The following is a 13,217-nucleotide window of genomic DNA, read 5'->3' as shown; positions in this document are numbered from 1 at the left end:
CACAAACGTTCATTACGAATGCCGTGAACAGTGCGGTCGTAATGCACTTTCATCAGACGAGCGGTCTCTTTCGGGGCGCGTTCGGCACACCGGAGATGCGCGAAATATTCGGCGATACGGGCTACCTGCAGCGCTTTCTCGACGTCGAGGCTGCGCTGGCTCGCGCACAAGCCGACGCCGGAATCGTCCCCGAGTCGGCGGCGGCCGAGATAACCGAGCGGGCGTCGCTGGAACATCTCGATATGGAGCAGGTGGCAGCCAACGTCGAGGAGATTGGCTTGTTTACCATGAGTATCATCGACGCTTGGAAGGAGTCGTTCGACGACGCCGGCGAGTACATCCACTGGGGGGCGACGAGCCAGGACATCTCCGACACCGCGGTCGTCCTCCAGTTGCGGGACGCGTACGAGCGCTATCGGAGCGACCTGGTCGATATCCGTGCGGCGCTCCGCGAACTCGCCGCCGACCACCGCGACACGCCGATGATGGGGCGGACGCACTTCGTCCACGCACTGCCCATTACGTTCGGACTGAAAGCGGCCGTCTGGCTCGAAGAAGTCGAGCGACATATCGACCGACTCGACGCCGCCGCCGAACGGACGTTCGTCGTCGAGTTCTTCGGCGCGACGGGGACGCTCGCGTCGCTCGACCACGGCGGCGAAGAAGTACAGGAGAACCTCGCGGCCGAACTCGACCTCGTCGTCCCGGACACGCCGTGGTTCGCCGCCCGCGACCGATTCGCGGAGTTCCTCTCGGTGCTCGCACAGATTGGTAGCGGCCTCTCGAAAATCGCCCACCAGATTCTGCTGCTCAACCGTCCCGAGTTCGGTGAGGTCACAGAACACGTTCCCGAGGGCGAGGTCGGCAGCAGCACGATGCCGCACAAACGGAACCCTGTTCGGTCGGAGTTCAACGGGGCGCTGGCGAAACTCCTGCGGGCGAACGCCACGGCGATGCTGGAAGCGACCGAGACGTACGACGAACGCGATTTCACGACGTGGTACGTCGAGTTCGCGGTCGTTCCCGACTCGGGACTGTACTTCGGCCGCCTGCTCGAAAACTGCAAGGCGGTGCTTACCGACCTCGATGTCCATCCGGAAGGTATGCGCGAGAACCTCGACCACCACGGGTCGCTCATCGCCTCGGAGGCGATAATGATGGCGCTCGCGTCGAAAACCGGTCGGCAGACTGCCCACGACGTCGTCCACGAGAACGCGATGGAGGCGATTCAGACCGACCGGGACCTGCTGGCGTGTCTGCGGGACGACGAACGAGTGACGGACGCGATGACCGACGACGAACTCGAAGCAGCAGCGGACCCGACGAACTACGTCGGACTCGCCGGGACGTTCGTCGACCGGACGCTTCGAGAGTAAGCGGCGAGCGGCACGTACGCTCCCGTGTCGTCTCGGGGAGAGAAACGGCGTTCCGCACTGCGAAACCGTCTGTCTGGACGCTCCACAGTCGCTCGTCCATACTAGAGAATCAGGCCGTTGAGTCGAAGTGAGATGGTTCGGGCTGGTGAGGCGTGTAAGATTGTCCACAGAGACAGAATAACAGTAATAAGCTTGTTATGGTGTGTGTCAAAATCCGCCGGGTTCGAAAGAATTCGGATAACCGTCACGACGTCGTCCGGTGGTTACTGCGTGCCGAGACCGCTTGATAGACCTTCTGAGAACCGCTTCCAAGAAACCAATTGTTCGACGATACGGAACAGAGTTTATCAGGTGCATCTGAGAGCGTGCTCGGTCTGTCGTACACAGAGCAACTTCACGGACCGGGCATTAGGGCGTCTGAGAACGCATTTGTCACTATTTCACTACAACGAGAGTAAACTAAAATCGGGTTTGAGACCGGTGTGTACACTCCAGTAATGTTAGTATGTATCACGTGGCACATCGGGAGTGCTGTGTAACTTACGTTAACGAGTGCCATGTGCAATGTCGTAGAACTGGAAACCGAGGTAAAGTAATTACAGACCATCACATTCTGTTCTGCATCGCGGAACGCTTACGAGTGGGCGATGTTGAGTTCGAGTTCGTTGGCCGTCCCCAGCAGAAGTTTCGGGAGTTCCTCTTCGAACCACGTACCCTGCATCCGGTGTGACGGACCGGAGACGCTGAGCGCACCGATGACCTCACCATCGGGGCCGGAGACAGCGACGCCGACGGCGTGAAGCCCGTTGAGGTTCTCCTGTCGGTTGAAACTGTAGCCTCGTTCGCGGATGGCTTCGAGTTCGTCGTACAGTTGTTCGGAGTCCGTTATCGTGAACTCGGTGATTGGGTCGAAGTTGATTGCCTCGATGAGTTCGGCGCTCCGCTTTTCGTCCATGCTTGCGAGGATAGCTTTGCCGGCAGAGGTGGCGTGTAGGGGAATCCGACTGCCGATTCCGGGGTCGGTCCGAACGGCACGCTCGCCGAACGCCCGGTGGATGTACACCCCTTCACCGTGTTCCTCGACGATGAACTGGGCCCGTTCACCGGTCTCCGCTGCGATGTTCTCGACTTTCTCTTTGACCATCCTGTGTCCGCGTTGGCGTACTCTAGCAGTGTGGCCGACTTCGAGAAACCGTAATCCAACCTGATAGCCGGTCGGCGTCTCGACGATGTAGCCTAACTCGTGGAGTGTCGAGAAATGCCGATGGATAGTGCTCTTCGCGTAGCCGAGGTCGGTGGCAACTTCGGTGATGGTGACGCCGTCGCGTTCGGCGACGTACTCGACGATGTCGAACATCGTCCGTACTGCCTGCACCGTTGCAGGGTCGTTCGTTTGTGTCATGCTTTACCGATTCACACGCTCGGACTAATACTGTTCGGTATCGCGGAACGGAATGGAACGAACGTTCAGGACAAACGTTTTTGACCGACTGTCGTTAGGTGCCACCATGCAGCAACCGTCACCGGAACGGAGTCTCGCAGCGTTCGCCACTCAGTTGACGTACGATGACCTCCCGGAGGAGTCCGTCGAGACGGTCACTCGGGCGTTCGTCGACACCGTCGCCGTGACGCTCGCGGGGTCGACGGAAGGAGCAGGGAGAAAGGCGACCGAGTCCAGCGGTATCGACCCGGCGACTGCCGACGCCGCGACGCTACTCGGCGTCGATGCCGACACGCCGCCGGACAGTGTTGCACTCCGGACCGGGACGGCCGGCCACGCGCTCGACTACGACGACCTCGCGTGGGCGATGAGCGGACATCCCAGCGTCACACTCGTTCCGACGCTCCTCGCACTCGCCGAGGAGACAGGTGCGAGCGGCCGCGACCTCCTTACGGCGTACGTAGCCGGATTCGAGGTCGAGTGCGCCGTCGCCGACCCTATCAGCCCCGACCACTACGAAGCCGGGTGGCACGCGACGGCGACGTTCGGAGCCTTCGGCGCGGCGGCGGCGGCGGCGAAACTTCTCGACTTGGACGAAGCCGAGACGACAGCAGCGCTCAACATTGCAGCGTCGATGCCGTCGGGGCTCAAGCGGAACTTCGGCTCGATGACGAAGCCGTTGCACGCTGGTCTCTGTTGTCGTTCGGGCGTGACCGCGGCACGACTCGCCGCCGACGGCTTCACTGCGGACGTGGCGGCGGTAAGCGGTGACCGTGGGTTCTGGGACCTGTACGGCGACACCGAACCAGCGGAGTTCGACAGCCCCGAGTACAACATGTTGGAGGAGCGTGGCATCCACATCAAGGCGTATCCGTGCTGTTACTTCACCCACACCTCCATCGCGGCGGCACAAGCGCTCGCCGAGGACGGTGTCGACCCTGACGACATCGAGCACGTAACCGTCACGGCATCGTCGGGAGCGGGCGACGCGCTCCACCACGCCGACCCCGACACCGGCCTCGAAGCGAAGTTCTCTATGGAGTACGCCGTCGCCAGCGGGTTGGTCCGCGACCGGGTCACGCTCGCGACGTTCCGCGACGACGCCATCGACGACCCGGCGGTTCAGTCGATGCGCGAGCGCGTGGAGTTCGTCGTCGACGAGGAGTTGCCGTACGACTCTCACGAGGCGACAGTACGCATCGACACCGGAACGGAGACGTACGAGCGCTATCAGGAGAACCCGCCGGGAACCCACGACGACCCACTCACCGACGAGGAACTACGCGCCAAGTTCGAAGAGTGTGCCGGGACCGTTCTCTCCGAAGGCGAAGTCGACCACCTGTACGACGTTCTCTCGTCGCTCTCTGAACAGGAGAACGTCGTCTCCGCAGTAGTAGAGCAGCGCTGAAAGGGGGCGCTGAGCACGCCGGAGCTTCAGCGATTTCGCCGTTCGTGTCCGGAATCCAGTTTGTAACGGTGTAGTGAAAACTTTGATTACGAACCGTCTCGACGGTGCGAGCATGAAGCGTGTTATCATGCCAGTCGACGCCGAACCGGAGCGACTCGACAGACAACTCGACACTCTCGAACGGTTGTTCGACCGTGACGGCGTCGAAGTCACCGTACTACACGTCTACGAGGAGATAGACACCCCGGCGGACGAGGCGGGGAAGACGATTCTCGAATCGATAAACGAGAACATCGAATCGCTACAGGGCGTTCCCGAGACCGTCGAGCATGCTGGAACACGACTGGAAGACGACGGCGTAGCGGTGAGTCTTCGAACGACGACTGGCGAACCGAAGCAGGCGATTCTCGACGCGGCCGACGACGTCGACGCCGACGCGATTCTCATCGGGAACTCGCGGCGGACACCAGTCGGCAAAGCCGTCTTCGGAAGCGTCACGCAGGGACTCATCCTCGAAGGAGAGCGACCGGTGCTGGTCGCCAACTGACGATGGAACTCGAACTCACCGGTAAGCGAGCGTTGCTGTTCGCGGCGAGCAAAGGTCTCGGCCGGGCCGCCGCGACGGAACTCGCACGAGAGGGCGCGCAGGTAGCTATCGCCTCGAGAGGCGCGGAGAACCTCGCGGACGCGAAAGCACACATCGTCGAGGAGACGGGCGTCGACGAGGACGACGTTCGGACGTACGCGTGTGACCTCGCAGAACCCGAAGACATCCGAGAGACCGTGAACGCCGCAGCGACGGAGTTCGGTGGCCTCGACGTACTCGTGACCAACCACGGCGGGCCGCCGGTCCAGCCGATAGCGGAGACGGACGTCGAGACGCTGGACCGGACGTACGAACTCGTCGTCCGAAGCACCGTCGTCGCGCTCAAATCGGCGCTCCCGCATCTCGTCGAAGGCGACGAGGAGGCGTCGGTCGTGAACGTCATCTCGGCGACGGCGGCGGAACCGCTACCCGGCGACGTGCTTCAGGCGGCGTTCCGTCCGGGCATCTACGCGCTCTCGAAGAGCCTCGCCGAGGAGTACGGTCCGCAGGGCGTCCGCGTGAACTGCGCGTGTCCACGGGGCATCGTCACCGACCGTCTCGAAGACAAAATCGAACTGCTCGCCGACAGAGAGGAGATATCCGTCGAGGCGGCCCGCGAACGTCGGGCCGAGGAACTGCCGATACGGAAACTCGGCGAAACGGAGTCGTTCGGACGGGCCGTCGTCTTCCTCGCGTCGCCGGCGGCCGACTTCGTCACCGGAGAGACGCTCGCACTGGACGGCGGCTGGCTCGACGGAATGTCACCGTAACCATCGGTTTCGCACCGCTCAGGCGGTGCTTTCGCGTCGGCGGGAATCCTAACCGGATAATCGTTCGGGAACCCCAATACGCTTAATGCCCCCTTCGAGTATATGGTAACTGATGTCAGGCTACTTCGCCAGCGAACTGGCGCTGTCTCCCAGACAGCAGGCGGTTCGGGAAGAGATTCGGGCGGTGTGCGACGAGTTCGACGACGCGTACTGGCGCGAACGCGACGCCGAAGGGGAGTATCCACACGAGTTCGTGAACGCACTCGCCGAAGAGGGGTGGCTCGGAATCCTCCTCCCCGAGGAGTACGGCGGCAAAGGCTACGGTACTGAAGAGACGGTGGCGATGATGTACGAAATCGCCAGAAGCGGCGCGGGCTTCAGCGGCGCGCAGACGGTCCACGCCGCCATCTACAACTCCGCACCGCTCGTGAAGTACGGAAGCGACGAACTCAAAGAGAACTTGCTCCCACAAGTCGCAAGCGGTGAGGCGTGGATTCAGTGTTTCAGCCTCACCGAACCGACCGCGGGGTCGGAGTCGACGGCGATGACGACCCGCGCCGAACGCGACGGCGACGAGTACGTCGTCAACGGCGAGAAACTCTGGACCTCCCGTATCGACGTGAGCGACTACCTCGTGTTGGCCGCCCGCACGACGCCGTACGACGAAGTCGACAAGAAGACCAAGGGCGTCTCGCTGTTCCTCGTCGATATCGAACGAGGGGTCGACGAGGGGAGCATCCAACTGGAGGAGATAGACAAGACCGTCAGCGGCGTGGTCAGTTCGTTCCGCGTCACCTACGACGACCTCCGGATTCCGGCCGACCAACTCGTCGGCGTCGAGGACGAAGGGTTCTACCAAGTGCTCGACGGCCTCAACGAGGAGCGACTCGTCATCGCTGCCGAAGCTATCGGCCTCGGCGAACTCGCTATCGAGAAAGGTGCCGACTACGCGAACGAGCGCGAAGTGTTCGGCCAGCCCATCGGGCAGAATCAGGCGGTCCAACACCCGCTGGCCGCGGCGTTCGCCCGCGTACAGGCCGCAAAGCAGTTCACGTTCGACGCGGCGAAGCGAACGGACGAGGAGCGGAAAGCCGTCGGTGCGCGAGCGAACGCTGCGAAGTACCTCGCCGCGGATGCAACGTTCGAGGCGGCGGACGCCGCCGTGCAGGTCCACGGTGGGCGTGGCGTCGCCCGCGAGTACGACGTCGAACGGTACCTGCGCGAGGCGCGACTCACCCGTCTCGTCCCTATCACGCAGGAGTTGGCGCTGAACTACATCGGGGAGAACGTCCTCGAACTCCCCCGGTCGTTCTAAAGAGAGGCAACAAAAAGAGGGAAAGACCGCGAAAGAACCGCAGGGAAGAACCATACGAACACCCCACGAAGACCACACGAAGGAGACTACACGACAATGACCGACAACGACACGACGGAGGAGACGAGTGAGACGCGACTGGTAGAAGGCTGGCAGGGGCGGTACTACGAGGATTTCGAGGTAGGCGACGTGTACAAACATCCGTTCGGGCGCACCGTCACGGAGACGGACAACGTCTGGATGACGAACGTGACGATGAATCTCAACCCGATGCACTTCAACGAGGCGTACGCCGCCGAGACGGAGTTCGGCGAGCGACTCGTCGACGGCACGTTCGTCATCGCACTCGCCGTCGGGATGAGCGTCATCGACATCTCGGTCAACGCCACCGCGAACCTCGGCTACGACCGGATTCGACACCACGCGCCGGTGTTCCACGGTGACACCATCTTCGCCGAGAGCGAGGTGCTCGAAAAGCGCGAGAGCTCCTCGCGCGACCACGTCGGCATCGTTACGACAGAGCTCAGAGCGTACAACGAAGAGGGGACGAAGGTGCTGTCGATGGAGCGCACGCCGATGGTGCTGAAACGCGAGTACGCCCAGCCGACGGCCGCACGGCCGCCGGGATGGCCCGAAGGAATCGGCACCGAACCGTCCGACGGAGGAACGGATGACTGATGCAGACGACCGCATCGCCGACGGTGTTCCCGTAACCGACGCGGCGACGGCCGCCGATGCGGTCGAACCCGACGACGTCGTCTTGGTGAGCGGCTTCGGCGGCGTCGGCTACCCGAAACGGGTCCCGGAGGCGTTGGCGGCCGACGACCGCGACCTGTCGCTGACGGTCATCTCCGGCGGCGGTGTCGGCGGCGAGATAGACGACGAGTTGGTCGAAGCCGGCCAGATGGCGCGGCGCTACCCGTTTCAGACACGAAGCGTCTCCCGGGCGGCGATAAACGACCGCGAGGTCGAGTTTCACGACCGCCACATCTCGCGGTTCGGCGACGAGGTTCGTCTGGGCGACTTTGGCGACCCCGGTGTCGCCGTCATCGAAGCCGTCGCCGTCGGCGAAGACTGGCTCATTCCATCGACTTCCATCGGGCACATGCCGTCGTTCGTCGCCGCCGCCGACCGTCTCGTCGTCGAGGTGAACGAGACGCAGCCTCGACTGTTGGAACACGTCCACGACGTCTATCTCCGGGACCTGCCGCCGAATCGCGACCCGATTCCGCTCGAAGAACCGATCGGACGCGTCGGGTCGCCGAAACTGGAGTTCGACCCCGAGAAACTCGTCGCCGTCGTCGAGACCGACCGTCCCGACGACCCGTACGACTTCCGCGAACCGACGGAGGCTGACACGACTATCGCCGACAACCTTCGGACCTTCTTGGAGGCGGAACTGAAGCGGAATCCGACGCTCCAAGAGCAAATCTGCCTGCAGTTCGGCGTCGGCAGCCTCGGTAACGCGCTCATGGGCGCACTCTCGGAGATAGAGTTCGCGGACCGCGAAGTCATCTATTTCGGCGAAGTGTTCCAAGACGGTCTGCTCGACGCCATCGACGAGGGGATGCTCTCGGGTGCGAGTGCGACCTCACTGGCGCTCTCACTCGAAGGCCAAGAACGACTGTTCGACGATATCGAGCGCTACGCCGACGACGTGGTGCTCCGACCCGCCGACGTGTCGAACAACCCCGCGCTCATCGACCAGTTCGGCGTCGTCGGCGTCAACAGCGCCGTCGACATCGACCTGTACGGGAACGCGAACGCGACCCACATCGGCGGCACGCGCATCGTCAACGGCATCGGCGGCGGCGGCGACTTCAACCGCAACTGCCGACTCGGCATCATTGCACTCCCCTCGACTGCCGCCGGGGGAGACATCTCGCGGGTGGTCCCGAGCGTCCCGCACGTCGACCACACCGAACACGACCACTCGGTCGTCGTCACCGAGTACGGCGTCGCGGACCTCAGGGGAGCGAGTCCAGCCGAGCGGATGGGCGCGATTATCGACGTCGCCCACCCCGACTTCCGTGCAGACCTCCGCGAATATCGGGAGAGAGCGCTCGAAAACAGGGGTCACGTCCCAGTCAGCGCCGACTCCGAGTTCCGCTGAAAACGGCCGACTCCAAATCCGAGTCAAAAGCGCCTCTCGTGGCGTTTTCTCCGAACTTCGGAGTAAGCATTACAGCTGGCGTTATACTTATGTACCATAATGATTATTGTCGAATGTCTATGTCAGACGATAGCAAGCGGCGTCGAGATGTACTGAAAGGAATGACGACGCTCGGCGCAATTGGGTTGGCTGGCTGTACCGATTCGCTCGGCGGTGGCGGCGGTGGCAACAACAGCAGCGGCGGCGGTGGCGGCGAACAGTATCAGATGGTCATCGCCGGTGCAGGTTCGGGAACGTCGACGCAGCAGGCTGCACAGGCGCTCGCACGGGCGGCAAGCCAGCACAGCGATACGCTCTCTATCACCGTTCAGGTGACAGACGGATGGACCGCGAACCTCTACGAGTTCGACGGCGGCAACTTCGAAACGCTCGGGGTGGACAACAACTCGCTGGCGAAGGCGATGAGCGAGAGCGGTCCGTTCGCGGAGGACCCGGTCGACAACCTGCCGATGCAAGGGTTCGTCTTCACCAACCTCGAAATGCACTGGGTGGCGATGGAAGGCTCGGACATCCAGTCGACCGCCGACCTCCAAGACGGCGGCTACACCATCTATCCGATTCAACCCGGCTTCGGGACGCGACTGCTCACGGAAGAGGTCATCAAGGAAGCGGGCCTCTGGGAACAGAACGAGATACTGAACGTCGACACGACCGACATCCCGGGTGCTGTCGAGGAGAACCGTGTGGACGCGCTCTGTGTGTACGGTGCAAACGGCGTCAACCTCTCCAGTTGGGTGCAGGAAGTCGACGTCCGCAGTAACGGTCGCCTGTATCTCATGGAAGTCGACGACAACTTCCGACAGGCAATCGAGAGCGTCCCCGGCGCGCTTCTCAACGACTGGGAGGAGTACCCGTACGAGTGGGAGCAGGAAATCAACAACGTCACCGAGACGACGACGTCGTGGGTTCTCGCCGGACAGTGGGCGTTCGGACCGGACGTTCCCGCCAGCGCGGCCCGCGAGGTGGCCCGCATCTCCGCGGAACATCACGAGGCGATTCAGCAGGCCGACCCGACGGCAATCGACCACTCGGGCATCGAGTCGATGACCTCCGCGGTCATGTCCGACCTCGAAATCCACCCGGGCGTCGCCCAGTACTGGAAGGACAACAACGCCTGGAACGACGAGTGGACAGAAGGCTCGACCAACTAAACACCGTTCACAGGCCCGAACGTTTCAGCAATACAGACACAACATACTACACCCAGGACCCAGACTACTAATCATGCAGAATTCGAGGCGGCAACGTGAACGGCCACACGAACCGACCACCGGAGGGAGTGAGAGAACGTGAGTGAGGCAGCCGACAGCGCGGAATCGGGAATGAACGACGGGTTCGACACCGAACAGCCCGGGGACGCGGAGCTCGTGTCGATGCGCAACGTGCTCATCTTACTCTCAGTCGTCTTCTGGGGCATCGTCATCTGGTACGCGTGGAGTCAGATGATGCCGCGGGCACAGTACGGTGTCATCTTCTTCGGGGCCATCCTCGAACTGTTCATCTTCACCGAACTGATGGACCTCGCCGGCGGTGGCCGCGACAGACTCGTCGACGACTTAAAACGGGCCTACGGACCGGGGAACCGACTCGAATCGGCGTTACTGACGATATGTGGAATCATCGTCGCCATCGTCTGTGTGTACGTCGTGATGAACTTCCAAGAGCTGTACGTCACCCGACAGGGGCGCGCGTTCCAGTACGAGATATACATGGCGGCGATATTCACCCTCGTCATCATCTATCTCACCTGGCGGGCGTTCGGGACGACGTTCCTCTCGATTATCCTACTCGGCATCGCCTACGGCCGTTGGGGGATGCTCGCGCCGGGACCGCTCGCACACGGCGGCATCGGCTGGGACAGGCTCATGCGTATCCTCGTGCTCAGCGTCGACGGGTTCTTCGGGTTCCTGACGCAACTCGTCGCGGCGTGGATTGCGTTGTTCCTGCTGTACGCCGGCTTCCTGAAAGCCTACGGCGCGTTCGACCTCATCATGCGGTTAGCGTTCCGCTCGGCGCGGTACATCGACTCCGGTATCGCCCAGACTGCGGTACTGGCCTCGGCGGTCATCGGCTCCGTCAACGGCAGTCAGACCGCTAACGCCGGCATGACCGGGTCGTTCACCATCCCGCTGATGAAGCGAAACGGGATGAAGCCCGAAACCTCGGGTGCAATCGAAGCCGTTGCATCCACCTCCGGACAGGTGCTGCCGCCGGTCATGGGTGCGGCCGCGTTCATCATGGCCTCGCTCATCACCGGCATCACGTACGCCGACGTCATCGTCGCCGGTCTGATTCCGGCGGCGGTGCTCGTGGTGACCATCTTCATCGCGGTCCACTACGTCTCGGTACCGCAACTCGACGACACGGACCCCGAGAAGCTCATCACCGACTCGATGCCGCGCTCGGAGTTCCTCACCGAGTGCGTGAAGTACGGCATCCCGCTCGCGGTCCTCATCTACCAGCTCGGAATCGTCCAAGTGACCGTGATGACGGCCGCGCTGTGGACGGCGACGGCGATGCTGGCCACAGGTACGCTGATTCCGCTGTTGCAGGCGAGTGCCGGCGTCAGCGACGAAACGACGGGTCAGTCGGCCCGCCGCAGCCTCTGGGAGACGCTCAACGGCGCACGTGAGGGTGTCGTCGTGCTCGCACCGGTGGCGATTATCCTCGGCGCAATCAACGGCGTCGTCGACATCCTCACCGCGACTGGGGTGCCGACGTCCATCTCGCTGACGCTGATGCAGTTGGCGGGCGGCCAACTCTGGCTCGCCGCCATCCTGGCGATGATTATCTGCATCATCCTCGGACTGGGGATGCCGACGACGGCGTCGTACACCATCGTCGCGCTGCTCATCGCGCCGACGCTCATCAACCAGTTCTTCCTGCCGGAGCTGGCGGGACACTTCTTCGTGTTCTACGCCGCGATTCTGGCGGGGCTTACGCCACCGATTGCGACCTGCGTCGCGGTGGCCTGTGGTATCGCCGGGGCGGACTTCTGGAAGAGCTGCTGGGAAGCCATCAAAATCTCGGCACCGCTGTTCGTCCTGCCGTTCACCTTCATCTACCACCCCGAAGTCGTCTCCGGGACGTTCGACTCGGTGGCGCTGACGTCCGGGGCGTTCGCAATGATGGGTGCGATAGCGATGATTCACGGCATCAACTACCCGTTCGCGTTCGGGAAAGCTATCACGCTCCCCGCCCGGGTCGTCTACGCCGCCCTCGGACTCGTCACGATGGTCCACCCCTCGCCGACGATTCAGCTGTTCGCGCTAGGGGTTCTCGTCGCCATGTACATCGTTCAGGCGTTCGCTGGCCGGCCGGACCCTGTCGGCGTCCTGCGGAGCGCGCTCGGACTGTCCGGTGACGGACGACCGCAGATAGGCGGAGGTGCGAAACGAGAGTAGCAAAAGCGCACAGTCGGCCGTCCAGTTGCCGCCTTTTCGGGCGAACAGTTTTCTTCTTGCCGCGGTAGTTGTACGCATGGATATCGCAATCGTTCTCTTCGAGGGTGTCGACGAACTCGACGCCATCGCACCGTTCGAGGTGTTTGACAACGCCCGAGACAGCGGAGCGGACCTCACGGTGACGCTGTGTACCGTAGACGACGTCGACGAAGTGACCGCCAGCCACGGCGTCCGTATCGGCGTCGACCACCGCCTCGACGAACTATCTCCCGACTTGGTGCTCGTCCCCGGTGGACAGTGGGCCAGTCGTGGCGAGACGGGCGCGTGGGCGGAGGCCGAACGAGGAGTCATCCCCGAAACGATTGCCGACCTCTACGACGAGGGTGTCGCCGTCGCGGGCGTCTGTACGGGCGGGATGTTGCTCGCTCGGGGGAGAATCACCGATGGACGGCCGGCGATTACGCACGCCAGCGCCAAAGACGACCTTCGGGAGTCGGGCGCGGAAGTCGTCGACGCTCGCGTCGTCGACGACGGCGACGTGGTGACCGCCGGCGGCGTCACCTCCGGACTCGACTTAGCGTTTCACGTCGTCCGCCGCGAGTTCGGCGACGAGATAGCGGACGCCGTCGCCACACGCATGGAGTACGAACCGCGTGGACCCGTCCACGTGGCCGGTGCCGACGCGGCCTGAGTCGAGGGAAAAATCACCTCAGCGACGCCGGAACTCCTCGGCAGGCGGAAGAT

General features: G+C 62.8%; 11 protein-coding genes. 10 read left to right on the top strand and 1 reads right to left on the bottom strand.

Annotation, left to right across the window (positions count from 1 at the left end; all coding sequences use genetic code 11):
* Positions 1-41: 41 nt before the first annotated feature.
* Complete coding sequence (gene purB / locus AUR64_RS19190; RefSeq protein WP_058583585.1) at positions 42-1,376, top strand: adenylosuccinate lyase; 1,335 nt, start codon at positions 42-44, stop codon at positions 1,374-1,376.
* Positions 1,377-2,010: 634 nt separating this feature from the next.
* Here purB and AUR64_RS19185 read toward each other — a convergent pair.
* A complete protein-coding gene (locus AUR64_RS19185) occupies positions 2,011-2,778 on the bottom strand; it encodes an IclR family transcriptional regulator (protein ID WP_058583584.1) in 768 nt (255 codons plus the stop codon).
* Between the two features lie 106 nt (positions 2,779-2,884).
* Here AUR64_RS19185 and AUR64_RS19180 point away from each other — a divergent pair, with 106 nt between their 5' ends.
* The 9 genes from AUR64_RS19180 (at position 2,885) to AUR64_RS19140 (ending at position 13,164) form a co-directional block, all read left to right on the top strand.
* Positions 2,885-4,225 carry an MmgE/PrpD family protein gene (locus AUR64_RS19180; RefSeq protein WP_058583583.1) on the top strand — a complete coding sequence of 447 codons (1,341 nt, stop codon included), beginning with the start codon at positions 2,885-2,887 and terminating at the stop codon, positions 4,223-4,225.
* A gap of 112 nt (positions 4,226-4,337) precedes the next feature.
* Positions 4,338-4,772 carry a universal stress protein gene (locus tag AUR64_RS19175; RefSeq protein ID WP_071391326.1) on the top strand — a complete coding sequence of 145 codons (435 nt, stop codon included), beginning with the start codon at positions 4,338-4,340 and terminating at the stop codon, positions 4,770-4,772.
* Positions 4,773-4,774: 2 nt separating this feature from the next.
* Positions 4,775-5,581 carry an SDR family NAD(P)-dependent oxidoreductase gene (locus tag AUR64_RS19170; protein WP_058583581.1) on the top strand — a complete coding sequence of 269 codons (807 nt, stop codon included), beginning with the start codon at positions 4,775-4,777 and terminating at the stop codon, positions 5,579-5,581.
* 112 nt (positions 5,582-5,693) lie between these two features.
* Positions 5,694-6,896, top strand: coding sequence for an acyl-CoA dehydrogenase family protein (locus tag AUR64_RS19165; protein WP_058583580.1), 1,203 nt, complete (start codon positions 5,694-5,696; stop codon positions 6,894-6,896).
* 96 nt (positions 6,897-6,992) lie between these two features.
* On the top strand, positions 6,993-7,574 hold the full coding sequence (locus AUR64_RS19160; protein ID WP_058583579.1) for a MaoC family dehydratase: 582 nt from the start codon (positions 6,993-6,995) through the stop codon (positions 7,572-7,574).
* Positions 7,567-9,009 carry an acetyl-CoA hydrolase/transferase C-terminal domain-containing protein gene (locus tag AUR64_RS19155; RefSeq protein WP_058583578.1) on the top strand — a complete coding sequence of 481 codons (1,443 nt, stop codon included), beginning with the start codon at positions 7,567-7,569 and terminating at the stop codon, positions 9,007-9,009. Before AUR64_RS19160 ends, AUR64_RS19155 begins: the two co-directional genes overlap by 8 nt.
* A 119-nt stretch (positions 9,010-9,128) precedes the next feature.
* The gene (locus AUR64_RS19150) at positions 9,129-10,220 is read left to right on the top strand and encodes a TAXI family TRAP transporter solute-binding subunit (RefSeq protein ID WP_240479641.1); all 1,092 of its coding nucleotides are present in this window, start codon (positions 9,129-9,131) and stop codon (positions 10,218-10,220) included.
* Between the two features lie 222 nt (positions 10,221-10,442).
* Complete coding sequence (locus AUR64_RS19145) at positions 10,443-12,473, top strand: TRAP transporter permease (protein WP_082230876.1); 2,031 nt, start codon at positions 10,443-10,445, stop codon at positions 12,471-12,473.
* Between the two features lie 76 nt (positions 12,474-12,549).
* On the top strand, positions 12,550-13,164 hold the full coding sequence (locus tag AUR64_RS19140; RefSeq protein WP_058583577.1) for a DJ-1/PfpI family protein: 615 nt from the start codon (positions 12,550-12,552) through the stop codon (positions 13,162-13,164).
* Positions 13,165-13,217 lie beyond the last annotated feature (53 nt).

The organism is Haloprofundus marisrubri (assembly GCF_001469955.1).
In the GTDB taxonomy this organism is placed as follows: domain Archaea; phylum Halobacteriota; class Halobacteria; order Halobacteriales; family Haloferacaceae; genus Haloprofundus; species Haloprofundus marisrubri.
This window is presented reverse-complemented; position numbering and strand designations above follow the sequence as displayed.

What these genes read in the sequence shown, in the direction of transcription:
- AUR64_RS19165 (WP_058583580.1), top strand. Translation starts at nt 5,694, where the DNA reads ATGTCAGGCTACTTCGCCAGCGAACTGGCGCTGTCTCCCAGACAGCAG.
- AUR64_RS19150 (WP_240479641.1), top strand. Translation starts at nt 9,129, where the DNA reads ATGTCAGACGATAGCAAGCGGCGTCGAGATGTACTGAAAGGAATGACG.
- AUR64_RS19170 (WP_058583581.1), top strand. Translation starts at nt 4,775, where the DNA reads ATGGAACTCGAACTCACCGGTAAGCGAGCGTTGCTGTTCGCGGCGAGC.
- AUR64_RS19145 (WP_082230876.1), top strand. Translation starts at nt 10,443, where the DNA reads ATGCGCAACGTGCTCATCTTACTCTCAGTCGTCTTCTGGGGCATCGTC.
- AUR64_RS19160 (WP_058583579.1), top strand. Translation starts at nt 6,993, where the DNA reads ATGACCGACAACGACACGACGGAGGAGACGAGTGAGACGCGACTGGTA.
- AUR64_RS19155 (WP_058583578.1), top strand. Translation starts at nt 7,567, where the DNA reads ATGACTGATGCAGACGACCGCATCGCCGACGGTGTTCCCGTAACCGAC.
- AUR64_RS19175 (WP_071391326.1), top strand. Translation starts at nt 4,338, where the DNA reads ATGAAGCGTGTTATCATGCCAGTCGACGCCGAACCGGAGCGACTCGAC.
- AUR64_RS19140 (WP_058583577.1), top strand. Translation starts at nt 12,550, where the DNA reads ATGGATATCGCAATCGTTCTCTTCGAGGGTGTCGACGAACTCGACGCC.
- AUR64_RS19185 (WP_058583584.1), bottom strand. Translation starts at nt 2,778, where the DNA reads ATGACACAAACGAACGACCCTGCAACGGTGCAGGCAGTACGGACGATG.
- AUR64_RS19180 (WP_058583583.1), top strand. Translation starts at nt 2,885, where the DNA reads ATGCAGCAACCGTCACCGGAACGGAGTCTCGCAGCGTTCGCCACTCAG.
- purB (WP_058583585.1), top strand. Translation starts at nt 42, where the DNA reads ATGCACTTTCATCAGACGAGCGGTCTCTTTCGGGGCGCGTTCGGCACA.